The organism is Mycobacterium sp. (assembly GCF_044223235.1).
Classification (GTDB): Bacteria; Actinomycetota; Actinomycetes; order Mycobacteriales; family Mycobacteriaceae; genus Mycobacterium.
Genome location: NZ_JBGAME010000015.1, coordinates 65,384 through 88,507 on the forward strand (window position 1 = coordinate 65,384; position 23,124 = coordinate 88,507).

Annotated in this window: 21 protein-coding genes; 18 read left to right on the plus strand and 3 right to left on the minus strand. The window is 67.2% G+C overall.

All coding sequences use genetic code 11. The features are described 5' to 3' along the window. The first annotated feature begins 13 nt into the window (after positions 1-13). Positions 14-1,750: a ubiquinone-dependent pyruvate dehydrogenase gene (gene poxB / locus ADBZ6K_RS17690; RefSeq protein ID WP_526348996.1), complete on the plus strand. Its 1,737-nt coding sequence runs from the start codon at positions 14-16 to the stop codon at positions 1,748-1,750. A gap of 78 nt (positions 1,751-1,828) precedes the next feature. Next, the gene (locus tag ADBZ6K_RS17695) at positions 1,829-3,322 is read left to right on the plus strand and encodes an MFS transporter (RefSeq protein WP_526348998.1); all 1,494 of its coding nucleotides are present in this window, start codon (positions 1,829-1,831) and stop codon (positions 3,320-3,322) included. Here the strand turns inward: ADBZ6K_RS17695 and ADBZ6K_RS17700 are convergent. Together ADBZ6K_RS17700 and ADBZ6K_RS17705 are read right to left on the minus strand one after the other, a co-directional pair. Next, on the minus strand, positions 3,307-4,059 hold the full coding sequence (locus ADBZ6K_RS17700; RefSeq protein ID WP_526349000.1) for a 2,3-bisphosphoglycerate-dependent phosphoglycerate mutase: 753 nt from the start codon (positions 4,057-4,059) through the stop codon (positions 3,307-3,309). The genes ADBZ6K_RS17695 and ADBZ6K_RS17700 overlap by 16 nt on opposite strands. Further along, positions 4,056-4,505, minus strand: a complete 450-nt coding sequence (locus ADBZ6K_RS17705; protein WP_526349002.1) for an RpiB/LacA/LacB family sugar-phosphate isomerase — start codon at positions 4,503-4,505, stop codon at positions 4,056-4,058. The genes ADBZ6K_RS17700 and ADBZ6K_RS17705 overlap by 4 nt, the downstream gene beginning before the upstream one ends. Before the next feature lie 162 nt (positions 4,506-4,667). Between ADBZ6K_RS17705 and ADBZ6K_RS17710 the strand changes: the two genes are divergently transcribed. Together ADBZ6K_RS17710 and ADBZ6K_RS17715 are read left to right on the plus strand one after the other, a co-directional pair. Next, positions 4,668-4,988 carry a 2Fe-2S iron-sulfur cluster-binding protein gene (locus ADBZ6K_RS17710; protein WP_526349004.1) on the plus strand — a complete coding sequence of 107 codons (321 nt, stop codon included), beginning with the start codon at positions 4,668-4,670 and terminating at the stop codon, positions 4,986-4,988. A 2-nt stretch (positions 4,989-4,990) separates the two neighbouring features. Next, a complete protein-coding gene (locus ADBZ6K_RS17715) occupies positions 4,991-6,229 on the plus strand; it encodes an NAD(P)/FAD-dependent oxidoreductase (protein WP_526349006.1) in 1,239 nt (412 codons plus the stop codon). Positions 6,230-6,250: 21 nt separating this feature from the next. Here ADBZ6K_RS17715 and ADBZ6K_RS17720 read toward each other — a convergent pair whose 3' ends face one another. Then, complete coding sequence (locus tag ADBZ6K_RS17720; RefSeq protein WP_526349008.1) at positions 6,251-7,186, minus strand: substrate-binding domain-containing protein; 936 nt, start codon at positions 7,184-7,186, stop codon at positions 6,251-6,253. 88 nt (positions 7,187-7,274) lie between these two features. Between ADBZ6K_RS17720 and ADBZ6K_RS17725 the strand changes: the two genes are divergently transcribed. From ADBZ6K_RS17725 to ADBZ6K_RS17790, 14 genes are all read left to right on the plus strand, one after another. After that, the gene (locus ADBZ6K_RS17725; RefSeq protein WP_526349010.1) at positions 7,275-8,399 is read left to right on the plus strand and encodes a zinc-dependent alcohol dehydrogenase; all 1,125 of its coding nucleotides are present in this window, start codon (positions 7,275-7,277) and stop codon (positions 8,397-8,399) included. Between the two features lie 3 nt (positions 8,400-8,402). Continuing rightward, a complete protein-coding gene (locus ADBZ6K_RS17730) occupies positions 8,403-9,101 on the plus strand; it encodes a 4-carboxy-4-hydroxy-2-oxoadipate aldolase/oxaloacetate decarboxylase (protein WP_526349012.1) in 699 nt (232 codons plus the stop codon). Next, on the plus strand, positions 9,098-10,165 hold the full coding sequence (locus tag ADBZ6K_RS17735; RefSeq protein ID WP_526349014.1) for an amidohydrolase family protein: 1,068 nt from the start codon (positions 9,098-9,100) through the stop codon (positions 10,163-10,165). Before ADBZ6K_RS17730 ends, ADBZ6K_RS17735 begins: the two co-directional genes overlap by 4 nt. Continuing rightward, complete coding sequence (locus ADBZ6K_RS17740; RefSeq protein ID WP_526349016.1) at positions 10,131-11,117, plus strand: substrate-binding domain-containing protein; 987 nt, start codon at positions 10,131-10,133, stop codon at positions 11,115-11,117. Before ADBZ6K_RS17735 ends, ADBZ6K_RS17740 begins: the two co-directional genes overlap by 35 nt. Positions 11,118-11,215: 98 nt before the next feature. After that, complete coding sequence (locus ADBZ6K_RS17745) at positions 11,216-12,322, plus strand: extracellular solute-binding protein (protein ID WP_526349018.1); 1,107 nt, start codon at positions 11,216-11,218, stop codon at positions 12,320-12,322. 44 nt (positions 12,323-12,366) lie between these two features. Then, the gene (locus ADBZ6K_RS17750) at positions 12,367-13,434 is read left to right on the plus strand and encodes a cupin domain-containing protein (RefSeq protein WP_526349020.1); all 1,068 of its coding nucleotides are present in this window, start codon (positions 12,367-12,369) and stop codon (positions 13,432-13,434) included. Beyond that, positions 13,425-14,342, plus strand: coding sequence for an AAA family ATPase (locus tag ADBZ6K_RS17755; RefSeq protein ID WP_526349022.1), 918 nt, complete (start codon positions 13,425-13,427; stop codon positions 14,340-14,342). The genes ADBZ6K_RS17750 and ADBZ6K_RS17755 overlap by 10 nt, the downstream gene beginning before the upstream one ends. 106 nt (positions 14,343-14,448) lie before the next feature. Then, complete coding sequence (locus ADBZ6K_RS17760) at positions 14,449-15,096, plus strand: cysteine hydrolase family protein (protein ID WP_526349024.1); 648 nt, start codon at positions 14,449-14,451, stop codon at positions 15,094-15,096. Positions 15,097-15,133: 37 nt separating this feature from the next. Continuing rightward, on the plus strand, positions 15,134-16,186 hold the full coding sequence (locus tag ADBZ6K_RS17765) for a cupin domain-containing protein (protein ID WP_526349026.1): 1,053 nt from the start codon (positions 15,134-15,136) through the stop codon (positions 16,184-16,186). Positions 16,187-16,540: 354 nt separating this feature from the next. Further along, positions 16,541-17,647 carry an extracellular solute-binding protein gene (locus ADBZ6K_RS17770; RefSeq protein WP_526349028.1) on the plus strand — a complete coding sequence of 369 codons (1,107 nt, stop codon included), beginning with the start codon at positions 16,541-16,543 and terminating at the stop codon, positions 17,645-17,647. 65 nt (positions 17,648-17,712) lie between these two features. After that, positions 17,713-19,464 carry an ABC transporter permease gene (locus ADBZ6K_RS17775; protein WP_526349030.1) on the plus strand — a complete coding sequence of 584 codons (1,752 nt, stop codon included), beginning with the start codon at positions 17,713-17,715 and terminating at the stop codon, positions 19,462-19,464. A gap of 36 nt (positions 19,465-19,500) precedes the next feature. Further along, complete coding sequence (locus ADBZ6K_RS17780; RefSeq protein ID WP_526349032.1) at positions 19,501-20,652, plus strand: ABC transporter ATP-binding protein; 1,152 nt, start codon at positions 19,501-19,503, stop codon at positions 20,650-20,652. A gap of 8 nt (positions 20,653-20,660) precedes the next feature. After that, entirely contained in the window at positions 20,661-21,926 is a 1,266-nt protein-coding gene (locus ADBZ6K_RS17785) for an MFS transporter (protein WP_526349034.1), read from the plus strand. A 53-nt stretch (positions 21,927-21,979) separates the two neighbouring features. Then, on the plus strand, positions 21,980-23,119 hold the full coding sequence (locus ADBZ6K_RS17790) for a cupin domain-containing protein (RefSeq protein WP_526349036.1): 1,140 nt from the start codon (positions 21,980-21,982) through the stop codon (positions 23,117-23,119). Positions 23,120-23,124: the final 5 nt, after the last annotated feature.

The following is a 23,124-nucleotide window of genomic DNA, read 5'->3' on the forward strand; positions in this document are numbered from 1 at the left end:
GAAGGGGGCGGCGATGGCGACCGTTGCGGATCACATCGTGTCCACCCTGAGCCTCAGCGGGGTTCAGCGGGTCTACGGCTTACCGGGCGACAGCCTCAACGGGTTCACCGATGCGCTGCGCCGCTCCGGGGAGATCACCTGGGAACACGTTCGCCACGAGGAGACGGCGGCGTTCGCCGCTGCGGCCGACGCGGCGCTGACCGGCGGGCTGGCGGTCTGCGCGGGCAGCTGCGGGCCTGGCAACCTGCACCTGATCAACGGCCTGTTCGACGCGCAGCGCAGCAGGGTGCCGGTGCTGGCGATCGCCGCCCATATTCCGCGCGGCGAGATCGGCTCGGAATACTTCCAGGAGACCCATCCGCAGGAGCTGTTCCGCGACTGCAGCGTCTACTGCGAGCTCGTCAGCACCCCGGAGATGGCGCCCCGGATCCTGGAGATGGCCATGCGCGCGGCGGTGGAGGAGAACGGGGTTGCCGTCGTCGTCATCCCCGGAGAGATCTTCCTACAGCGCGCGGAAGCCTCCGGCTGGAGCTCTCGCCCCGTCGTCGCGACGAATTCCGTGGTCCGGCCCGACGATGCGTCACTGCGTAGGGCAGCGGCGATTCTCAACGCCGCCGAGAGCGTCACGATTCTGGCCGGTGCGGGGGTGGCCGGTGCCCACGACGAGGTGGTACAGCTGGCCGCGACGCTGAACGCACCGATCGTGCACGCCTTGCGGGGCAAGGAGTTCGTCGAGTACGACAACCCGTACGACGTCGGCATGACCGGACTGCTCGGCTTCGCCTCGGGCTACAAGGCGATCAAGGAAGCGGCCGTGCTGCTGATGCTCGGCACCGACTTCCCGTATCAGCAGTTCTATCCCGACAACGCGACCGTCATCCAGGTCGACATCCGCGGCCGAAACCTCGGCAGGCGCACCCCGATCGACCTCGGTCTGGTGGGCACGGTCAAGGACACTCTGGTCGCGCTCGCGCCGCAGCTGCGCCAGAAGTACGACCGGCTGCACCTGGACCGCGCACTGCGGCACTACGCCAAGACCCGGCGCAGGCTGGACGAACTCGCCGTCAACGATAGGGATCGCACCCCGATCCGACCGGAATACGTTGCCGCACTTGCAGATCGGCTGGCGTCCGCTGACGCGGTGTTCACCTGCGACGTGGGCTCGCCGGTGGTGTGGGCGGCGCGCTATCTGACCATGAACGGTCGCCGCAGGCTGATCGGATCGTTCAACCACGGCACGATGGCGTGTGCGCTGCCGCATGCGATCGGCGCCCAGACCGCCTACCGCGGCAGGCAGGTGGTGGCGCTGGCCGGCGATGGCGGCCTGACGATGATGTTTGGCGAGCTGATCACCCTGATCCAGAATCGGCTTCCGGTCAAGGTGATCGTGTTCAACAACTCGTCGCTGAACTTCGTGGAGCTGGAGATGAAGGCGGCGGGGATCGTCACGTTCGGCACCGATCTGGTCAACCCCAGCTTCGCGGCGATCGCGCAGGCCATGGGGGTGTTCGGCAGGCGGGTGGAGGCACCGGGCGACCTGCAGGACGCGTTGGCGGCCGCTTTCGCCTACGACGGGCCCGCCGTCGTCGACGTCGTGACCGCGCGTCAGGAACTGTCTATACCGCCGGCGATCACCGTCGAGCAGGCGAAGGGGTTCTCGCTCTACGCGATCCGGACCATCCTCGCCGGGCGCAGCGACGAACTGCTCGACCTTGTCAGCACCAACGTAGCCCGCCGCATTCTGGACTGACCCGCCCGGAGAGCGCGGGCGGATCAATTGGCATGATGGTCTGGCATTTCGGGCGGCACCCGGACTAGCATCGCGGATATGTGCAGCCGCCGGCCCCTGGCGCGCCGGGCGCCGGCGCCGGACCGCCCCAATCTGGTGCTGGCGATCTGCTGCCTGAGCCTGTTCATCGTCAGCATGGACGCCACCATCGTCAACGTCGCACTGCCGTCGATCAGCGCCGATTTCGATGCGCCGATCGCGGCGCTGCAGTGGACGATCGACGCGTACGTCGTGGTGCTGGCCGGCTTTCTGCTGTTGGCGGGGTCGACCGCCGACCGCATCGGCCGGCGCCGGACCTTTCGGACCGGCCTGGCGGTGTTCGCCACCGGCTCCCTGCTGTGCAGCCTGGCCCCGTCGGTGGGCTGGCTGATCGTGTTCCGGATGGTGCAGGCCTTCGGCGGCTCGATGCTCAATCCCGTTGCGATGTCGATCATCACCAACGTGTTCACCGAGCCGCGTGCGCGCGCCCGCGCCATCGGAGTGTGGGGCGGCGTTTCCGGCCTCGCGATCGGACTGGGCCCCCCGATCGGGGGGATCCTCGTCGAGCTGATCGGCTGGCGGGCCATCTTCTGGATCAACGTGCCCATCGTCGTGATCGCCCTGGTGGGTACGGCGTTGTTCGTGCCTGAATCGCGATCGCCGCGCCCGCGCAGGCTCGATGTGGTCGGTCAGGTCGCGATGGTGGTGCTGCTGGCCGGCCTCATCTCCGCGATCATCGGGGCACCCAACGCGGGCTGGCTTTCGGTGCAGACGATTTCGCTTTTCTGCGTGTCCGGCGTGGCGCTCGGCGTGCTGGTGTTCCACGAACCGCGGCGCGACGACCCGCTGATCGAGTTGCGCTTCTTTCGCAGCGTTCCGTTCGCCGGTGCGACGCTGATCGCGGTCTGCGCATTCGCGGCGTTCGCGGGATTCCTCTTCCTCAACACGCTGTACCTGCAGATGGTTCGTGGCCTATCACCCCTGCAGGCGGGGCTGAGTATCCTTCCGCTCGGCCTGGCGGTGCTGGTGTGCGCACCGATTTCCGGACGTATGGTCGGCGCGTACGGACCCCGTCCGTCGCTGCTGCTGGCCGGCGCGATGATCTGTGTCGCGGGGCTGATGGTGTTGCAAACGGGGGCAGACGCGCCGATGGCCTTCGTGCTGGCCGGATACCTGGCCTTCGGTGTCGGGCAGGGCCTGGTCAACGCGCCGATCACGAACACGGCGGTGTCCGGCATGCCACGCAGCCACGCCGGCGTTGCCGCCGCGGTCGCGACGACCAGCAGGCAGATCGGGACGAGCCTCGGGGTCGCGATCGTCGGATCTGTTGTCAGCTCCCACGTCACGGGGCCGATCGCGGTGGGTTTCGTCGCCGCGAGCAGGCCTGCGATGTGGGTGATCGTCGGGCTCGGGCTCGCCGTGCTGATCGTCGGCTTGCTGACCACCGGCTCGCGGGCGCACCGTTCGGTCGACCGGATCGCCCACCTGTTCCCGCACGACGAACTGCCCCGCGACGGTCGCCGGGCGGCGGAATCGGGTCAGACCGTGCCCTGAGCCGCGACCTCGGCGATGCCTTCGGCGGCCCGTTGGGGATCCAGATACACCCCACCCGGCGTCAGCGGTCTCAGCGTGCCGTCGAGGTCGTATCGCAGGGGTACGCCGGTGGGCAGATGCAGGGCGCGCACCCCCTCCGGCGAAAGCCGGTCCAATACCATGCACAGCGCGCGCAGCGAATTGCCATGCGCAACAACAAGAGTGACCTTTCCCGCGGACAAGTCGCCAGTGATCTCGCGCAGCCAGTAAGGGATCAGGCGCATACGCACATCGGCGAGCGATTCCGTGCCGGGCAGCTCGCCGGGATCCAGGCCGGCGTACCTGGGGTCATGGCGGGGGTGTGTCGGGTCATCGGTGCCGATCGGTGGCGGGGCCAGATCATACGAACGGCGCCAGCTGGAGAACAGCTCGGCGCCGAACTCTTCGCGCACCGCCATACGCCGCCTTCCTTGCAGCGCACCGTAGTGGCGTTCGTTGAGCCGCCAGCTTCGTGCAACGCCCGACGCGCTTCGAATCGATTCGCCGGCAACGATATCGGCGGTGTCGATCGCGCGGCTGAGCAAGGAGGTGTGCACTGCCGATGGCATCAGCCCTGCATCGCGGATCAGCCGGCGGGCCTCCTCGGCCTGGCGGCGGCCCCGCGCGGTCAGCGGATAGTCGAGCCAGCCGCCGAACCTGTCCTCGGCGTTGGCGACGCTCTCGCCGTGCCGCAACAGCACCAGCGCACCGGGTCTCATGCCGGCGACTGTTCGAGTGCGGCGATCTGATCGACTCTGTCCTGGTGGCGGCCACCCTTGAACGGCGTGGCCAGCCAGACCGCCAGGATGCGTTCGGCCAGGGCCGGTGCGACCACCTTGGCGCCCATGACCAGTACGTTGGCGTCGTTGTGGGCGCGGGCGATCTCCGCCGTGAAAACGCAGTGGCACAGTGCGGCCCGCACACCGCGTACCTTGTTGGCGGCGATCTGCTCGCCGCAGCCGCTTCCGCCGAGGATGACGCCGAAGTCGGCGAACCCGTTGACGACCCGGGCGCCGATGTCCGCGCACAGTGGCGGGTAGTCCGTGACGATGTCCTCGTCGTCGACCCCGCGATCCTCGACCTCATGGCCCCGCTCTGCGAGCCAGGACGACAGGTGGGACTTCAACGACACAGCGTTGTGGTCGGTCGCGATGGCAATGCGCATATGTCCGGTCCTCGTCGGAGGCGCAGCCCCGGCGGGCGGCGGGTCGCAGGATGTGGATGACGGCCTTATGGTAACACCAAATGCGGGGAACGAAAGTACTTGAGTCAGCGGCTGTGTTCGACTAAGGTACAATGGTAATACCAAAAGATTCAGGAGAAGCGCATGCCGAAGGTTGTCTTCATCACCCTCGACGGTGCCGCACGGGTGGTGGACGCCCAGGTCGGTGAGTCGGTCATGGCCGTTGCCGTGCGCAACGGCGTCCCGGGCATCATCGGCGAGTGCGGCGGCAACTGCAGTTGTGCCACCTGCCACGTCTACGTGGACGACGAGTTCTCGGCCTGCGTGGGCGCGGCGGGCGACATGGAGGACGACCTGCTCGACCTCGGCGTCGCGGACCGCCGCGACACCAGCCGGCTGTCCTGCCAGATCAAGGTGACCGAGGACCTCGACGGTCTGACCGTCCATCTTCCGGCGGAGCAGTGACGGTGGGCGCGGGCACGCTCGTCATCGGCGCCAGCCAGGCCGGGCTGCAACTGGCGGTGTCCCTGCGCGATGCGGGTGATACGGCCCCGATCACGCTGGTGGGGGAGGAACCGCACGCCCCCTATCAGCGGCCGCCATTGTCCAAGGCCTATCTGCAGGGTGACGCCGACCTCGGTCAGCTGTCGCTGCGTGCACCGGAGTTCCTCGCCGACAACGACATCACGCTCCTCACGGGCGACCGGATCGAGAGCGTCGAGTTGGACAACGGGGGTCCGTCGGGTTCCGCGATCACGGGCAGCGGTCGCGTGCTGCCATTCGAGCGGTTGGCGCTGACCGTGGGCGCACGCCCACGACGGCTGCCCGTGCCGGGTGCGGAGCTGGGCGGGGTGGCCTATCTGCGCACGGCCGACGACGCGGCGGCCCTGCGCGCGATGCAGGCCGGCGCCGAGTCCGTCGTCGTCATCGGAGGTGGCTTCATCGGCCTGGAAGCGGCCGCGGTCGCCCGCACCCAGGGAAAGACCGTCACCGTCGTCGAGGCCGCCGATCGCCTCATCGGCCGGGCCGTCGCCCCGGCGGTCTCGGAGTTCTACCGCGCCGCCCACACCCGAAGGGGTGTCGAGATTCGCCTCGGCGCACAGGTCGTTTCGCTCGGCGGCGCGCACGGCACGGTGAGTGAGGTGCGGCTGGGCGAGGGAACGACGATACCGGCGGATCTGGTGATCGTGGGGATCGGTGTCGAGCCGCGCACGGAACTCGCACGCCAGCTCGGTCTCCAGACGGCTGGTGGCATCGTGGTGGACCGCCATGCCCGGACCAGCAATCCGGCGGTCGTCGCCGCGGGGGACTGCACGACGCAGCCGCACCCGCTGACCGGCGACGGCCTGGTGCGGCTGGAATCGGTGCAGAACGCCGTGAGCCAGGCCAAGGCGGCGGCCGCGACGCTGATGGGCCGTCGCGAGGCCAACGACGCGGTGCCCTGGTTCTGGTCCGACCAGTACGATCTCAAGCTGCAGATCGCCGGGCTGTCGGCCGGGCACACCCACCACGTCGTGCGCGGCGACGTCGACGGCGAGTCGTTCTCGGTGCTGTACTACCGTGACGGCGCCCTGCTCGCGGTGGACGCGGTGAACGCAGGCGCCGACTACATGGCGGTCCGCAAGGCGCTGACCCAGGGCTCGACGATTCCCGCCGAGACGGCCGCCGACACCCGCCTGCGGCTGCGTGAGCTGATCGTTGCGTGACGGCTCAGGCCGCGTGACGGCTCAGGCGGCATGCACAGGCGCGAACACGTCCTGCACGCTCACCGGCTTCGTCAAGATCCGCTGCGACAGCGCGTAGCCGATCAGCTGCTCGAGCATCTCCCGATTCGGCCCGATGCCGTAGGGCAGGGGATCGGCCCCGGTGGTCTCCATGACCTGGACGTAGGGCCGGTCCGCGGCCGTCCCCTGCCCGGCCCGAAGGCGTTCCACATAGCTGCGCTTGGCCGCGTCGAAGGCGTCGAACACCGCCTGACCGACGTTCGGATAGCGGTCCAGGACTGCGTTTTTCACCACGACCAGATGATTGATCGGATAGAAGCCGCGCTGCCCCAGCGCGGCCAGCGCGGCCTCCTGCGGGTCGGCGATCAGCGGCGCGACGTCGGGGTGATCGACCTCCACGCCGATCAGCGCGTCGAGGTCGCCGTCGATGAGCATTGCGGCCAGGTCGGCATCGCGGCCCGCCGCGACAACGTTGGCAGGCGGAACGTAGGACGCGACGTGCTCATCGCCGGACAACACCCAGGTCACCCGGTCCAGGGCGACGTCGTACTCCGTGGCGAGGATGCCGCGCGCCCAGACGCCGGTGGTCACCGTGTAGCCACGGTTGACCCCGACGCGCCGCCCTTCGAGGTCCTTGGGGTGCCGGATGCCCGATCGCACGTTGTACCGGATCGCGGCATGGTGGAACCCGCGCACCAGGAAGATCGGCAGTGCGGTGAAGGCCACTCCGTGTTCGCGCGCGGTGAGGTAGGTGGTCAGCGCCATCTCGCTGACGTCGAACTCCAGGTCCCGCACCATTCTGCGGAACCCCTGGACGAGGACCGGAATCTCGGTGAACTCGAAGGAAAAGTCCCGCGGGGTCACCGTCCCGTCCTTCAGCGCCCGATTGGCCCCCTGGGTCCGGGTCAGGGTGGTCAGCACGTGGTTCATGTCGGGCATCTCGGTCCCATCCCTAGTGTCCTGCAACACACTGATGGTATATTGGCATGACCATAATGCCAAACATACGACTCCCGAGGGGTGATCGATGGTCGAGAGCGTTCTCGCCGCCGTCAGAACCGCACCGAGCACAACCGAACTACGCGAGTTGCCGATGCCTGCGTTGTCGGATGATGCCGCGCTGCTGAAGGTCGAGGTCGCGGGCATCTGCGGGACCGACGTCAAGATGTACGCCAAACCGCCCTTCGCCGATCCGGTGATCATGGGGCACGAGAACGTCGGCACCATCGCGGTGGCGGGGGAGAAGTTCAAGCGGCTGCATGGTGTGGCCGAGGGCGATCGCGTGTTCGTCGAACACTATGTCGGCTGCTACACCTGCGAATGGTGCCGTATCGGCGAGTACCGGCACTGCGAGGCGACCGACTGGCGGACCAACGCCGACGCGCGCCGCTACGGCTACACCTCGTCGGACAACCACGGCACGCTGTGGGGTGGCTTCTCGCAGTACATGTACTTGCCGTGGAACGCGGTGGTGCACAAGGTGCCCGACGGTGTGAGCGCCGAACTGGCCGGTCTGGTGACGCCGCTGTCCAACGGTATCGAGTGGGCGCTGCTGGCCGCCGGCGTCGGCTATGCCGACACGGTGCTGATCCAGGGGCCCGGTCAGCAGGGTCTGGCGCAGGTGGTGGCGTGCAAGCAGGCGGGCGCCTCGACGATCATCATCAGCGGCACGACCCGGGATGCCGCGCGCCTCGACCTTGCTCGCGACCTCGGCGCCGACGAGGTGATCGACATCCAGGCCGGCGATCCCTACGAACGGGTCATGGACGTCACCGGCGGCAGGGGCGTCGATTTCGTGCTGGACTGCACGTCGCGGGCCGGTGTCGGGCCCGTGCTGCTGGGGATCGACGTGCTCAAGCGCCGGGAGGGCACGCTGCTGATCCAGGGTGAGCTGGCGGCGTTCCCCGACTTCCCGATCAAGAAGCTCACCGAGAAGGCCATCACGATCAAGAGCGCCCGCGGCCACAGCTATCGCGCGTGCGAGTTGGCGCTCCAGCAGCTGGGTTCGGGGCGCTTTCCGCTGGAGCGGCTCAGCACGCACCGGTTCGGCCTGACCGACGTGGACCGCGCCATCCGGGCGCTCGCCGGCGACACCCACGACGCCGACGTCATCCACATCTCACTGATGCCCTGGCTGGAAAAGGAGTCCTGATCGATGTCGATCGTCGTACGCAATCCGCTGCGGGCCGATCCGGCTGCCGTCGAGGGGCTGGCCCCGTACGGGGTGGCCACCATCCACGAGGCGCAGGGCCGGACCGGGCTGCTGGCGCCCTACATCACCCCCGTCTACCCGGGTGCGCGGGTGTGCGGGACGGCTGTCACCGTCACCGTCCCACCCGACGACAACTGGATGATCCACGTCGCGGTCGAGCAGTGCCGCGCCGGTGACGTCGTCGTGGTCGCGCCCGAAACACCTTCGGAATACGGATATTTCGGCGAGCTGCTGGCCACCGCGCTGGCGGCCCGCGGGGTGCGTGGGCTGGTGATCGACGCGGGGTGCCGCGACATCGCCGAACTCGCGGCGATGAAGTTCCCGGTGTGGTCCAAATGCGTGTCCGCCCAGGGCACGGTGAAGAAGCGGCTCGGGTCGGTCAACGTGCCGGTGGTGTGCGCACAGGCCAGGGTCGAGCCGGGTGACGTGGTGATCGGCGACGACGACGGGGTGGTCATCGTCCCGCGCGTGCAGGCCGCGGACGTGCTCGCGGCCGCCGGGGCCCGTGAGGAGAAGGAGGCCCGCTCACGCGAGCGCTACCAGCGCGGTGAACTGAGCCTCGATGTGCATTCGATGCGTGCCGACCTCGACCGGCTCGGCCTGCGCTACGTCGACGCCGAAGACGCCGGAGTGACCCCGTGATCATCGACATCCACGGGCACTACACCACCGCCCCGCCGGCGCATCAGCGTTTCCGCGACGAGCAACTGGCCGCGCTCGGGGCCCCGGGCCTGCCGCCGCCCGTGCCGGGGGAGATCAGCGACGACGCCATCCGCGACAGCGTGGAGCACAACCAGCTGCGCGTCCTGCGGGAGCGCGGTGGCGATCTGATGCTGTTCTCGCCCAAGGCGTCCGGAATGGAGCATCACGTTCCCGATCAGGCGGCGGCATCGGCATGGGCTCGGGCATCCAATGACCTGGTCCACCGCGTGAGCGTGCTGTTCCCGCACGCCTTCGCCCCGGTCGCACAGCTTCCGCAGACGCCGGGCGGGGATCTGCGCCCGGTCATCGACGAGCTGCGCCGGTGCGTCGACGAACTCGGTTTCGTCGGCTGCAATCTCAATCCCGACCCGTCGGCGGGCTTCTGGACGACGCCGCCGATGACCGACGAGTACTGGTATCCGCTCTACGAGGCGATGGTCGAACTCGAGGTGCCAGCGATGCTGCACGTGTCGACGTCGTGCAACGCGAACTTCCACACCCTCGGCGCGCACTACCTCAACGCGGACACCAGCGTGTTCATGCAGTTCGTCGAATCCGACCTGTTCGGCCGGTTCCCCGATCTCCGGTTCGTGATCCCGCACGGCGGCGGCGCGGTGCCCTATCACTGGGGACGCTATCGGGGACTCGCCGCCCGGCTCGGCAGGCCCGATCCCGGTGAACTGCTGCGCAACGTCTTCTTCGACACCTGTGTGTACCACCAGGCCGGCATCGACCTGCTGTGCAGGGTCATCCCGACCGAGAACATCCTGTTCGCCTCCGAGATGCTCGGAGCCGTCCGCGGCGGTGATCCCCTCACCGGCATCGCATGGGATGACACCCTGGCCTACGTCGGCAATGTCGGGTTGTCCGTCGCCGACCGCCAGGCCGTCGTCGAGCACAACGCCCGCAGGGTCTACCCGCGCCTGCACCGGCGGCTGCTCGAGCAGCAACGTCCGGAGGAGGTGGAACATGTCGCGACTGCGCCTGGCGCTGGCGTGCGGTGACTACGACCGCACCCGCGCGCTCGAGGACGGCAGCGTCCGTCCCGACGGCATCGAGCTGACGTATCTGCGGCTGCCGGTGGAGGAGACGTTCTTCCGAATGCTTCGGCACCGGGAATTCGATCTGGCGGAGATGTCGCTGTCGACCTACGTCGCGACACTGGACCGCGATCCGCGACCGTTCATCGCGCTGCCGGTGTTCACCTCGCGGATGTTCCGTCACGGCGGGATCTACATCAACACCGGCGCAGGCATTTCGGCGCCGTCGGACCTGCGGAGCAAACGGGTGGGCACACCGGAGTTCCAGCTGACGGCGGGGGTGTGGATCAGGGGCATCCTCGCCGAGCACCACGGCGTGCCCATCGATTCGGTGACCTACCACACCGGCGGGCAGGAGGCGCCTGGGCGGATCGAGAAGGGCCGGGTCGAGACCGGCCTGGACATCCACCCGATACCCGAAGGGGCGACGCTGTCGCAGATGCTGGCCGACGGGCGGATCGATGCGCTCTACAGCCCGCGCGTGCCAAGCCCGTTCCGGGATGGCGATCCACGGGTCGGTCGGTTGTTCGGCGACGTGGTCGCGGTGGAGAAACAGTATTTCGCCACGACGGGCATCTTCCCCGTCATGCATGTGGTGGTGATCCGCAACGACGTCTACGAACGCCACCGGTGGGTGGCCCAGTCGCTGTACAAGGCGTTCGTGGCGGCCCGCGACGAGGCCAACAACCGGATCTACGATTCGTCCGCGCTGCGCTTCATGGAGCCCTGGCTGATCCAGCACGTGGAGGAATCCAGGGCGCTGCTGGGCAAGGACTACTGGTCCTACGGAATTGGCGAGAACGCGGCGGGGCTGGATGTCTTCCTCGGATATCACCATGATCAGGGCTTGTCCCGGCGGCGCTATCGGGCCGGTGACCTGTTCGCCGCCGAGACGGCCGAAGCGTTCGTCATCTGAGCGGTCGCGCCCCTTCACATCTCGGCGCAGGCGTGATACAAAACACATAATGGTCTGAGTGTCAGTCCATTCTTCCAATAAGAGTCCGAGGAGTTGTCGTGATCAAATATTCGGGCCGATATCTGGTAGCGGCGGTGTTGATGATGCTCGTCGCCGCGTGCGGCGCAAGCCCGACCGCGGGCAACCCGGGATCGGCGGCGTCGGGCCCCACCGTCGCCGAGCAGGTCTACGAACAGATCAACGGTCTGTCGGGCGACGAGCGGTCGCAGACCCTGCTGGATCTGGCCAAGAAGGAAGGCCGCCTGACGCTCTACACGTCGAATACGGATATGGACGACGTCGTGAAGGCCTTCGAGGCCAAGTACGGCATCAAGGTCGACACCTACCGCGCCAACTCGGAGACGGTGCTCCAGCGCGCGTTGCAGGAGGCGAGTGCCAACTACCAGGGCGCCGACATCATCGAGACCAACGCCGGGGAACTCAACGCATTGCAGGAACAACAGCTGCTGTATCCCTACGAGGGCGAACTGCGTGACAAGGTGCGCCCGGAGGGACGTAAGGACGGCTGGACCGCGGACCGCTTCAATGCCTTTGTGATCGGCTGGAACACCGACAAGGTCGCACCGGGCACCGAGCCGAAGTCGCTGCAGGAGCTCGCCGAACCGCAATGGGCCGGCCGCGTGGGCTTCGAGATCGGCGATTTCGACTGGTATGCAGCGATGTACGACTACTACAAGGCGCAGGGGATGTCCGACCAGCAGATCGACGACTTCTTCAGCAAGCTCGCGGCGAATGCCAAGATCGCCAAGGGGCACACGGTGATGGGGGAGCTCCTGTCGGCAGGGCAGTTCGACGTTGCGGTGTCGATCTACTCGCACACCGTCGACAATGCCGCGGCCAAGGGTGCGCCGGTGGCGTGGAAGCTCGACGGCAAGCCGGTCAACCCGGTGGTGTTGCGCCCCAACGGCGCCGGGCTGATGAAGTCGGCGAAGAACCCCGCGGCCGCGATGCTGTTCCTGGACTTCCTACTGACCGACGGGCAGCAGGAGATCGCCGCCGCCAACCGCATCGGCGCGATCCCCACCGCCGACGATCCACTGGCGGGAGCGGAGACCGTGTTGGTGCCCGAAAAAGAGTTGATGGACAACCCGAAGAAGTGGAGCGACGCCTACAAGGCGGTCACCGACCGGGGCGGCCAGGCCTAACCCGTCCATTCACCAGCTGAATCCGTTGCCAGGAAAGGGAATACATGGTCTCGCGAACGACGACGAAGGTGTCGCACTATCACGTCCAGAAGAAGCGACGCGCCGACTTCATCGAGGAGTGGCGCGGCTACCAGAAGACCGTCGTCGCCTTGGAGGACGTTGCGCTCGCCGAGACAGCACGGGGAACCCGGGTGGGGGTGTACGTCGGCGCCGACGGCGACAGGCCCACGCGGTCGATGGACGCGCTGGTGCACGAGGTCGACCCGGGTGTGGTCTCGACTGTGCACCGGCACTCGTGGGACGCGATGGTGCTGGTGATCGCGGGTCACGGCTGGACCGAGATCGATGGTGAGCGGATCGACTGGGGCCCAGGCGATTCGCTGCATTTGCCGGCCTGGTCGTGGCACCGATCCGGCAATGACGGAGACACGACCGCACGCTACGTGTCCTTCTCCAGCGAGCCGCTGCTGGAAACGATGGGCATGTCGATCCTCGAGGACGCCGGCCACACCCCGGTCGCCGAGCTACCGCCGCGGCCCGCCTATTCCCGCGGGATCGACGGCGACGACCCGTATGCGCGTCGCATGCGGCGGCTGGCCGCCGACCAGCGCGCGCGCCGGTCGGGCAGGTTGCACACGGACTGGGACGAGCTCGAACTGCTGCCGACACCGCGCGGAACCCGGACGACATTCCTGCTCGACCGCGGCAACGGCTATCAGGCGTCGGGTATCTCGATGGCGATGTTCGAGATCGGCCCCGGCCGGGGCCAGTCGATGCACCGCCACGCCGGCGAGGCGTGGCTGTACGTCCTCGAGGGCACCGGCCACAGCTACCTCGGCACCGAACCCGAGGGCGGTACGAACCATCCGTGGAAGAAGGGCGATCTCATCGTCGTCGACCATTTCCTGTGGCACCAGCACTTCAACGGCGACCCCGAGAACACCGCGAAGGTGGTCCGGATCCACATGTTCGACAGCCTGCTCGACACGATGCGGGTGCTCATGGATCCGATGGTGCTGTTCGAGGAACCGCCGCAGCACATCCGTGACGCCCAGGCCGGTGATATCACCACCATCGACTGGCCGGAGGTCACCAGGCCGACATGGCCGTGACGCCGATGGCCCTGCCGCCCGGGGTGCTGTCGGTGCATGTGCTTCCGGCCGATCACCACGACGGGCCGTGGGACCACATCATCACCCCGCCCGGGGTCAAGCAGCGGTTGCTCAATCACGCCCTGCTGACCCTGCTGCACGGACCCGCGCTGGCCACCCTGGCGGGCCTGCCCCACGGGCTGGTCATTCTCGCGGGGCCGCCCGGGACCGGAAAGACCACGTTGGCACGGGGTTTGGCGCAGACCGCGGCCAGGGCAGCCGCGCCGCGTGGCGCGACGACCTACGTCGAGATCGATCCGCACGCCTTCCCCAGCGAGCTGCTCGGGGAGAGTCAGCGCAACATCAGTGCGCTGATGACCAACACCATCCCCGAACTCGCGGCCCGTCGGCCGCACACGGTCGTGCTCATCGACGAGGTGGAGAGTTTCGCGGTGCGTAGGTCGAGCGCGTCGTTCAGCGCCAACCCGGTCGACGTCCACCGGGCCACCGATGCCCTGCTCGCCGGCATCGACTCGGTGGCGGCGGAGCTGCCCAGGGTGCTGTTCCTGGCGACCACCAACTTCACCGATGCGGTCGACGAGGCGTTCCTGTCACGGGCGGACCTCGTGCTGCGGCTGTCGTTGCCCGATACGGCGACGATCGCCCGGATCATTCGGCACAGCCTGGCCGAGCTGGCCGTGCTGTGGTCCGGCGTCGCCCCGCTTGCCGAGGACGACGGCCTGCACGCCAAGCTCGCCCGGGCGTGTGCGGGCTGGGACGGCCGGCGCGTGCGCAAGCTCGTGCTGGCGGCGCTGGCGCAGCGCGAAGAGGTCACTCGCAATCCGCATCTGCTGACCGCGCACGATCTGCTCTCGGCGGTCGACCACGTCGCCGACCACTTCGACACGGCGGGCGCGAAAGCGTCGTGATGCGCTCGCGTTGTCCGTGTTGTCCGGGGTGGCGGCATCGAGCCGAGCAGGGCAGCCGGCCGGTGGCAGCATTGAGACGCCGGAGAAAAATAGAGGCCGATAACCGATGATTCACTACGATTTCCACGCGACCGGGCTCGTCGTCTTCGACATGCTGGAGGCCTACCGGGAGCCGATCGAGGCCGCCGGTTCGATCGGCCCGACGGTGCGGTTGATCGCGGCCTGTCGCGGGGCCGGCATCCCGGTGTTCTACGCCCGCGCCGACCATCGCGCCGACGGCGCCGACTTCGCCAGGACGCTCGCCGACACCGACGGCCAGTTCCGGCGCTGGGGACCGGACAATCGCTACCGGGCGGCCCCCGCGCATGCATCGGGGTCGCCCGGGCTGTCGGTGCTTGCCGAGCTCGCCCCGCAGCCGGATGACTACGACGTTCCCAAGCATCGCTGGTCGGCCTTCCGGGGCACGCATCTGGAGCTGTCGCTGCGTAGCCGCGACATCGACACGATCCTGCTCGTCGGAGGCTCCGCGCATGTCGGCATCGCGGCCACCGCCTACGACGCCCGCGACCGGGACTTCCAGATCACCATCGTCCCCGAGTGCTGCCACGGACTGCCCGAACAGCGCGCGTTCTTCATGGACAAGGTGTTCCCCCGGATGTGCAACGTGCGGTCGATCGACGAGGTGATCACGGGGCTCACCCCCGCACCCGATCGGCGCCCGATCGGGGAATCCGTCGCTGGACACGGGGTGTGACGACGCTTACCATGTCAATGGTATAACCATCAGACAGATGAAAGAGATGAAGGAGAACACGATGGGGAAGAAGGGCCGGGTATTCGTCCGCGGGCTGACCTCCGAGACGTACGGTCTCGGAGAGTTCCGGCGCCAGCAGCTTGCCGTGGACCGGGTCAGGGACGACAGCATCGTCGTCGACGACGCCAAGGTCGCGCATTCGGGTGACAGTGAGCAGTCGCGCACCTGGTGGCGCATCGGCCCCGGCGACGAGGACTATCTGACACAGACGATCCAGGTCCATTTCGTCGAGTTGCCGCCGGAATCGTCCAACCACGGGCACGGCCATCAGAACGAGGCGGCCTTCTACATCCTGGAAGGCCGTGGCTACGAGATCCACGACGACCAGCGCTACGACTGGGCGGCCGACGACCTGGTGTTCGTGCACACCGATTCGGTGCACCGCCACTTCAATCCCTATGCCGAGAAGGCGCTTGCGCTCGTCGTCAAGGCGAAGTGCACGTGGATGTTCATGGGGCTCATCCAGCAGGGCCGCAGCGGTCCGGTGGAGAACGAAACCGCGTTCGGTCCCCGTGAGGACTGGTCGAGCATCTGGACGCCCGGCGTGCTCGACCGCAAGAAGGTGATCAGCCCTTCGGACACGGTGTGGGAGCAGACCCCGCTGGGGCGGGTGCGCACCATGGCGTCGCTCGAGCGCACCGACGCAAGGATCTTCAGCATCGACGCGTTCGAACTCGAGATCGAGCCAGGCGGCCACTCCGGCAAGTACTGGAAGATGGCCGACGAGGTCTACTACGTGCTGTCGGGCGGTGGTTACGCATTGCAGTGGGAGGTCGAGGCCGAGATAGCCGAGAAGTATTACGCGCGAATTGCCCTGGAGCCCAAGCGCTTCGACATCAAGCAGGGTGACACGCTGTACGTCCCGCAGAATCACGTGTGCCAGATATTCGCCGCCGACGGGACCCCGCTGCGGCTGTTCAACGCACAGAACCGGGTGTTCAAGCACCTCGGCTACGACACGGTGCACTACTTCGAGCCCGCATCCGGCGCCGATCTTGCCGTGGGCGAATTGGCCGACACCTCCGCCTGACTCCTCTTCGGTCCGGCGGCCTGCGCGACGCGGCCGCCGGACCGAATCACCATCGCCTCTGCACTTCTGACGCCGGCCGCGCGCAGTCCGAGGACGCTCCTGCCGCGCCGCCTGTCCCGCATGCCGATGAATCACGGCTGCATTCGAGCGGCCCGCACCACGGTGCGGGCCCCCACAAAATCTCTGCCACCGGCCACTTCACACCCGGCGACAAACATGATAGACATCACACCGGAATGGTCCTACAGTAAGTCCAGAGATGCACGGCGGTCACAGTCCAGGGCCGCGGGTGCGGCCCATATGCCGGGCGGATGGCCCGATAAGCAGACACTGAGAAGATAGGACGCGAGGCACATGACATTCAGACCCGGTCGAATCGCCGCCGCCGTCGGCCTTGCCCTGGCGATGGCCGCCTGCGGCGCACCTCCGACGGCCGCCCCCGGCGGCTCCCAGGCGACCGACACCGCATCGAAGTACGAGCAGTACGAGGCACTGACCGGGCCGCAGCGGCGTGACCGGTTGATGGCCGACGCCAAGGCCGAGGGCACGTTGTCGCTGTACACATCCATGACCAGCGACGTCGCGGATGCGGTCACCAAGGCGTTCACCGCCGACACCGGCGTCAAGGTGCAGCTCTACCGCGCGGGTTCGGAGACGGTCCTGCAGCGTGTCCTTCAGGAATCCAGCGCCAACCACGCCGGTGCCGACGTGATGGAGACCGACGCGCTGGAGATGGCCGCGATCAGCAAGGAAGGGCTCGCCGCCCCCTACAAGGGCGAACGTCGCGACATGGTCGGGGACGAGGGCCGGTTCGACTTCTGGACGGCCACGCGCTACAACCTGTTCTCGCCCAGCTGGAACACCACCAAGGTCGCCCCAGGCGAGGAGCCCAAGTCGTGGGAGGACCTGGCCGACCCCAAGTGGAACGGCCAGCTGGCGATGGAACTGTCCGACTATGACTGGTATCTGACGCTCTACGAGTACTGGCAAAAGCACGGCAAGAGCACCGAGGAGATCGACCGGCTGTTCGCCGACATGGCCAACGGCGCCAAGGTGGTCAAGGGACACACCGTGATGGGCGAGCTGCTGTCGGCCGGGCAGTTCGAGGTCGCCGCGTCGAACTACACCTACCTGGTGCAGCGGGTGGCGGACAAGGGCGCGCCGGTGGCCTATCAGCCGATGGTGCAGCCCGTCATCGCGCGGGCCAACGGCGCCGCGCTGATGAAGTCCGCACAACACCCCGCGGCCGCACTGCTGTTCGTCGACTGGATGCTCACCGAAGGGCAGCGGGTGCTCACCGACCAGGGGCTGACGCCGTCCATCGAACCCGAGGGCGTCAAGGACCCGTTGGAAGGCCTCGAGGTCATCCCGGTGGATGTCCAGAAGCTGCTCGATGAGCAGAAGGAGTGGAGCGACCGCTACACCGCGCTGATCGAGAAATCCGACCAGGTCGGTGGCTGAGTGAGCCGACCGCGAACCGAGTCACCAGGCCCAGCCACCACGTCACAGTCTCCGAGGAGAACCGCATGACAACCACCACGCCGATCCGGCCGACGATCCCGCCGGCCGCGACCGACCCGGAGCCGTCGGAGCCCGGCCGCTGGCGACATTTCTTGCCGACGCCACACTTCCTGACCCTCGGCGTGGTCACCCTGATCATCGCCTACCTGGCGATCGTTCCGCTGTACTACCTGTTCTGGGGCACGTTCTTCGACGCCACCGGCCTGACGTTCGACGGTTTCCGCCGGGCCTACGGCAACGACCAGATTTTCAGCCTGGTCGGGAACTCGTTGTGGTTCGCCGGCGGCGCGGCCGCCGTCTCGTTGGTGTTCGGCACCGCGCTGGCCTATCTCAACGTCCGCACCGACGTGCCGTTCAAGGCGCTGTTCTTCGCGGCGTCGATCATCCCGCTGGTGATCCCGGGAATTCTCTACACCATTGCGTGGATTCTGTTGGGAAGCCCCGATATCGGGCTGCTCAACCACTACCTGGAGCCGATCTTCGGTCGCGCCGTGCTCGACGTGTTCAGCATCTGGGGAATGATCTGGGTCGAGGGTCTGCAGCTGTCGCCCATCGTATTCCTGCTGATGGTGGCCTCGTTCCGGGCGATGGATCCCTCGCTGGAGGAGTCGGCCCTGATGTCCGGCGCGAGCCGCTGGACGGTGTTCCGCAAGATCACGCTGCCGCTGACCCGGCCGGCGATCGTCGCCGCCATCCTGATCATGGTGGTGCGCAGCCTCGAGAGCTTCGAGGTACCGGCGCTGCTGGGACTGCAGAACGGCATCTACGTATTCACCAGCCGGATCTACTTCGTCCTTCGCGACTACCCGCCGGACCTGTCCGCCGCGGGGGCGCTGGCCATCGGCCTGTTGATGATCGCGATCATCGGCGTGGTGATCTCCAACTTCGCCGGCCGTGCCTCGAAGAACTTCCAGACGGTGACGGGTAAGGGATTCCGGCCCCGGCCAATGGATCTCGGTCGGTGGCGCCCGGTCGTCGGGGTGCTGATCATCGGCTACTTCCTGCTGACGGTGGTGGCGCCGCTGCTGGTGCTGCTGTACACCTCGCTGCTGAAGTTCTACGCTCCGCCGTCGAAGGACACGTTCTCCAGCATGACGCTGGACAACTACCGCCAGCTGTTCAGCACCCCCATCGCGCTGAACGCGGCCAAGAACTCGCTCATTCTCGGGCTTTCGTCGGCCACATTGGTGATGGCGCTGATGGCGGTGGCGGCCTGGATCGTGGTGCGATCAAAGATCCCAGGGCGAAAGGTGTTGGACGCGTTGGCCTTCCTGCCACTGGTGGTTCCCGGTCTGGTGATGGGTCTGGCGCTCAGCTTCGTCTATCTGCGCAGTCCGATCCCGATCTACGGCACCTTGTTCATCCTGCTGATCTCCTACTGCACGCGGTATCTGCCCTACGGCATGCGGTACGCCGTGACCTCGATGCAGCAGATCTCCAACGAGCTCGAGGAGTCGGCGCACGTCAATGGCGCCAGTTGGTGGCAGACCTTCCGCCGGGTGCTGCTGCCGCTGCTGATGCCCGGTCTGATCGCCGGCTGGATCTACATCCTCGTGGTGTCCTTCCGCGAGCTGTCGAGTTCGATCCTGTTGTACAGCCCGGGCAACGAGGTGCTGTCCATCCTGATCTTCGAACAGTTCGAGAACGGCCAGTTCACGGTTCTGTCCGCGCTGGGCGTCGTCATGGTGCTGACGCTCGTCGTGCTGGTCACCGTCGCCTACAAGCTTGGGGCCAAAGTCGGCCTCAAACAGGATTGATCCACGGTCGGTAAGGACCGGAAAGGAATTTGCGAAGTGCTTGAAGTCGAGAGTCTGGTCAAGTCATTCGACGGCGAGAGACGTAAACGCGGTCAAAAGACCGGCGGCGACGCGGCGCCTGCGCGGGTGTTCGCGGTCAACAACGTCAGTTTCACCGTCCAGCCGGGTGAGTTGTTCACGCTGCTCGGGCCGTCCGGCTGCGGCAAGTCGACGACGTTGCGGTCGATTGCGGGTTTGGAGCATCCCGATTCGGGGACGGTCTCGGTGGCAGGCAAGGTGCTGTTCGCCGCGGGCGATGGTGTGGCCAAACGAGTGAACGTCCCGGCCAACAGGCGCGGACTGGGCATGGTGTTCCAGTCCTACGCGATCTGGCCGCACATGACGGTGTTCGAGAACGTGGCGTTCCCGCTGCGGGTGCAGAACCGCGCACAACGTCCGGGCAAGCGCGAGATCACCGAACGGGTGCACCGGGTGCTCGAGACGATGGAACTCCTGCAGTACGCCGACCGGCACGCCACCAAGCTGTCCGGCGGGCAACAGCAGCGGCTGGCGCTCGCCCGGGCCATCGTGATCGAGCCGTCGTTGCTGCTTCTCGACGAGCCGCTGTCGAACCTGGACGCCAAACTGCGCGAGTCGCTGCGGTTCGAGCTCAAGCGGTTGCAGCGCGAGCTGGGGATCACGTCGATCTACGTCACCCACGACCAGATCGAGGCGCTGTCGCTGTCGTCGAACATCGCGGTGATGCGCGCCGGCGAAGTGGTGCAACTGGGCAAACCACGCGATATCTACGAGAATCCGCAGAACAAGTTCGTCGCCGAATTCATCGGGACCTCCAACTTCATCGACGGCACCGTGGCCGCCCGCGACGGCGATCGCTATGTGGTGGAGACCCGCGACGGCCGGCTGGTCCTCGACTCCGGCGCCGACATGCCGACCGGGTCCGAGGTCGTGGTGTCGATCCGGCCGGAGGCGGTCATGCTGCACACCGAGCGTCCCCACGGCGCGGAGAACGTCTGGGAGGGCGCGGTGACCACCCGCGCGTTCCTGGGCGACGCCGTTGACCACGTAGTGGCCGTCGGTAAGCGCGACATCAGGGCCCGCTGTCTGCCGCATATCTCGCACGCGCCGGGGACCTTGGTGTACATGCAGATGGACCCCGCCAAGCTGGCGCTCGTCCCTGTCGACTGATCGCGGGGATGCGGATAGCGGAGGTTCTGCGGAACCGGGATTTCGATCTGTACTGGGTGGGCGTCGTCTTCTCCCAGATCGGTACGCGCGGCACGGTCGCGGCGAATCTCTATCACGTCTATCACCTGACGGATTCGGTGACCCAGACGGGTCTGGTCGGCGCCGCGCAGGCGGTTGCGCTGCTGCTGCTGAGCCCGCTGGGCGGCGTCGTGGCAGACCGGTGGGATCGGCGACGGCTGCTGCAGGGCGCACAGGCCGTGGCCATGGTGGTGGCGGGCGGCCTGGCCGTGGTGACGATCGCCGGCCGGGTGCAGGCCTGGCAGGTGGTGCTGTCGGTGATGCTGACGACCGCGGCCGCGACGTTCGACCAGCCGGCCCGTCAGGCGCTGATCCCGGCCCTGGTGCCGCGTCACCAGTTACCGCAGGCATTTGCGTTGATCAACCCGTCCCGGGAGATCGCGGTGCTACTGGGACCGGCGCTTGCCGGTGTGCTGATCGGGCTGGGCGGGCCGGCGCTGATGTACGCCGTCGACGCGGTGACGTACGCGGCGTTGGTGGTGGTTCTGCAGCTGCTGCGGGTCAGCGGGGTCGGCGGCGCGGGCACACATCAGTCGCTGTGGCGACAGCTTGTCCAAGGAGCGTCGTTCGTCAGGCACCGCAGGATCATCTGGATGCTGATGACCCTCGATCTGTCCGCGACATTGTTCGGGGCATATCGGGTGGTGTTGCCCGCCCTGTGCGCGACGGTTTTCGGGGTGGGGCCGCAGGGCTACGGCCTGTTGTCGGCGGCGCCGTCGGCGGGCGCACTGCTGGCGACCTACGCGGTGTTTCGGGTGGTGGACCGCACCCGCCGGATCGGCCGGGTGCTACTGGTGTCGACCGTTCTCTACGGCCTGTCGAATATCGTTCTGGCACAGGCTCACCTGTTCGCGATCGCGGTGGCTGCCGGTGGTGTCATCGGCGCTTTCGACGCGATGGCGACGACCATCCGGCACGCGGCCGTGCAGCTGGAAACGCCGGACGATCTGCGGGGGCGCGTCTCGTCTATCTACCAGATGTCCTCGCGCGGCGGCCCCGCGCTTGGCGACACGCTGATCGGCGCCGTGGCCGGCGTGCTCGGCCCGGTCTCCGCGTTGACCCTCGGCGGACTCGTGACGGCGATCTACGCCGGCGCATTCCTGCTACGACCCAATCCGGTGCGTGCGTATCGGGGCGTGGCCGTCGACGAGCCCGAGGACGTCGTCCGGGCCGGGGGCGTCTCCGGCACGTCTTGACATGAGCCCGATTGGTAATACCATTAGTTCAAATATTTCCGATGGAGGATGCAGTGGCGAAAGATGCGATCGTTTCCGAGGATCTGGCGAAGAAGTTTGCCACCGAGAAGGACTCGCCGTACGTGCGGTGGGTCCGCGACGAGGGCCTCGACATCATCAGTGCCCACTATGTGCCGGACCTCAACACGGTCGAGTTGAAGCCGTGGGCGCGCCGCGGGGGCCGCGGGGTGTTCATCAACCATGAAGCGTCGCGGACGTCCAACGACTGCTACGTATGCGAAATCCCGGCAGGTAAGGAGCTGGCGCCGCAGCGTCAGCTCTTCGAGGAGATGATCCTGGTGCTCTCGGGGCACGGGTCCACCTCGGTGTGGAACGACGCCGGCCAGAAGGTCACGTTCGAGTGGGGTCCCGGGGCCCTGTTCGCCATCCCGCTAAACACGTGGCACCAGCACTTCAACGGCTCGGGGACGAGTGCGGCCAGGTTCGTGTCGTCCACCAACATGCCTCCGGTCATCAACCTCTACGACGAACCCGGGTTCGTGTTCGACACCGCTCACGACTTCCCCGGGCGGTTCGCCGGCGAGCCGGATTACTTCGCGCCCAAGGACGAACAAGACGGCCTGCTGCTGAAGACGAACTTCGTCGCCAACTCGATCGACCTGCCGCTGATCTCGGCCAAGGAACGCGGCGCAGGCGGTGGGCATATCAGGTTCTCGATGGCCAAAGGATCGATGAACAGCCATATTTCGCAGTTCGCGACGGCGACCTACAAGAAGGGCCACCGGCACGGCCCCGGCGCGCACGTCATCATCCTCACCGGTGAGGGCTTTTCGCTGATGTGGCCGGAAGGGGAGGAGCCGCGGCGCTACGACTGGAAGCCGGGAACGCTGATCGTGCCGCCGAACATGTGGTTCCACCAGCATTTCAACACCGGAGCGGAACCCGCGCGGTACCTGGCCTTCAAACACGAGGTGGTGTCGGTACGCAACGCGCAGGGGGTGCCCAAGGCCTGGATCAGCATGCGCATCGGCGGCGATCAGATCGACTACGCCGACGAATCACCGGTGGTCCGTGAGACGTTCGCCAAGGCGCTCGCCGAGAACGGGCTGGCGCCGAGGATGGATGACGCGTACGCCGCCGAGCTCGTCGACCTGCCGCGCAAGCCGGTCGAGGCCGTGCCGTCCCCGGCATGAGCGCC

Coding starts and splice junctions, on each gene's coding strand:
- ADBZ6K_RS17770 (WP_526349028.1), top strand. CDS start 16,541: ATGACATTCAGACCCGGTCGAATCGCCGCCGCCGTCGGCCTTGCCCTG.
- ADBZ6K_RS17720 (WP_526349008.1), bottom strand. CDS start 7,186: ATGCCCGACATGAACCACGTGCTGACCACCCTGACCCGGACCCAGGGG.
- ADBZ6K_RS17700 (WP_526349000.1), bottom strand. CDS start 4,059: ATGAGACCCGGTGCGCTGGTGCTGTTGCGGCACGGCGAGAGCGTCGCC.
- ADBZ6K_RS17710 (WP_526349004.1), top strand. CDS start 4,668: ATGCCGAAGGTTGTCTTCATCACCCTCGACGGTGCCGCACGGGTGGTG.
- ADBZ6K_RS17695 (WP_526348998.1), top strand. CDS start 1,829: ATGTGCAGCCGCCGGCCCCTGGCGCGCCGGGCGCCGGCGCCGGACCGC.
- ADBZ6K_RS17725 (WP_526349010.1), top strand. CDS start 7,275: ATGGTCGAGAGCGTTCTCGCCGCCGTCAGAACCGCACCGAGCACAACC.
- ADBZ6K_RS17775 (WP_526349030.1), top strand. CDS start 17,713: ATGACAACCACCACGCCGATCCGGCCGACGATCCCGCCGGCCGCGACC.
- ADBZ6K_RS17740 (WP_526349016.1), top strand. CDS start 10,131: ATGTCGCGACTGCGCCTGGCGCTGGCGTGCGGTGACTACGACCGCACC.
- ADBZ6K_RS17730 (WP_526349012.1), top strand. CDS start 8,403: ATGTCGATCGTCGTACGCAATCCGCTGCGGGCCGATCCGGCTGCCGTC.
- ADBZ6K_RS17765 (WP_526349026.1), top strand. CDS start 15,134: ATGAAAGAGATGAAGGAGAACACGATGGGGAAGAAGGGCCGGGTATTC.
- ADBZ6K_RS17785 (WP_526349034.1), top strand. CDS start 20,661: ATGCGGATAGCGGAGGTTCTGCGGAACCGGGATTTCGATCTGTACTGG.
- poxB (WP_526348996.1), top strand. CDS start 14: ATGGCGACCGTTGCGGATCACATCGTGTCCACCCTGAGCCTCAGCGGG.
- ADBZ6K_RS17750 (WP_526349020.1), top strand. CDS start 12,367: ATGGTCTCGCGAACGACGACGAAGGTGTCGCACTATCACGTCCAGAAG.
- ADBZ6K_RS17705 (WP_526349002.1), bottom strand. CDS start 4,505: ATGCGCATTGCCATCGCGACCGACCACAACGCTGTGTCGTTGAAGTCC.
- ADBZ6K_RS17755 (WP_526349022.1), top strand. CDS start 13,425: ATGGCCGTGACGCCGATGGCCCTGCCGCCCGGGGTGCTGTCGGTGCAT.
- ADBZ6K_RS17760 (WP_526349024.1), top strand. CDS start 14,449: ATGATTCACTACGATTTCCACGCGACCGGGCTCGTCGTCTTCGACATG.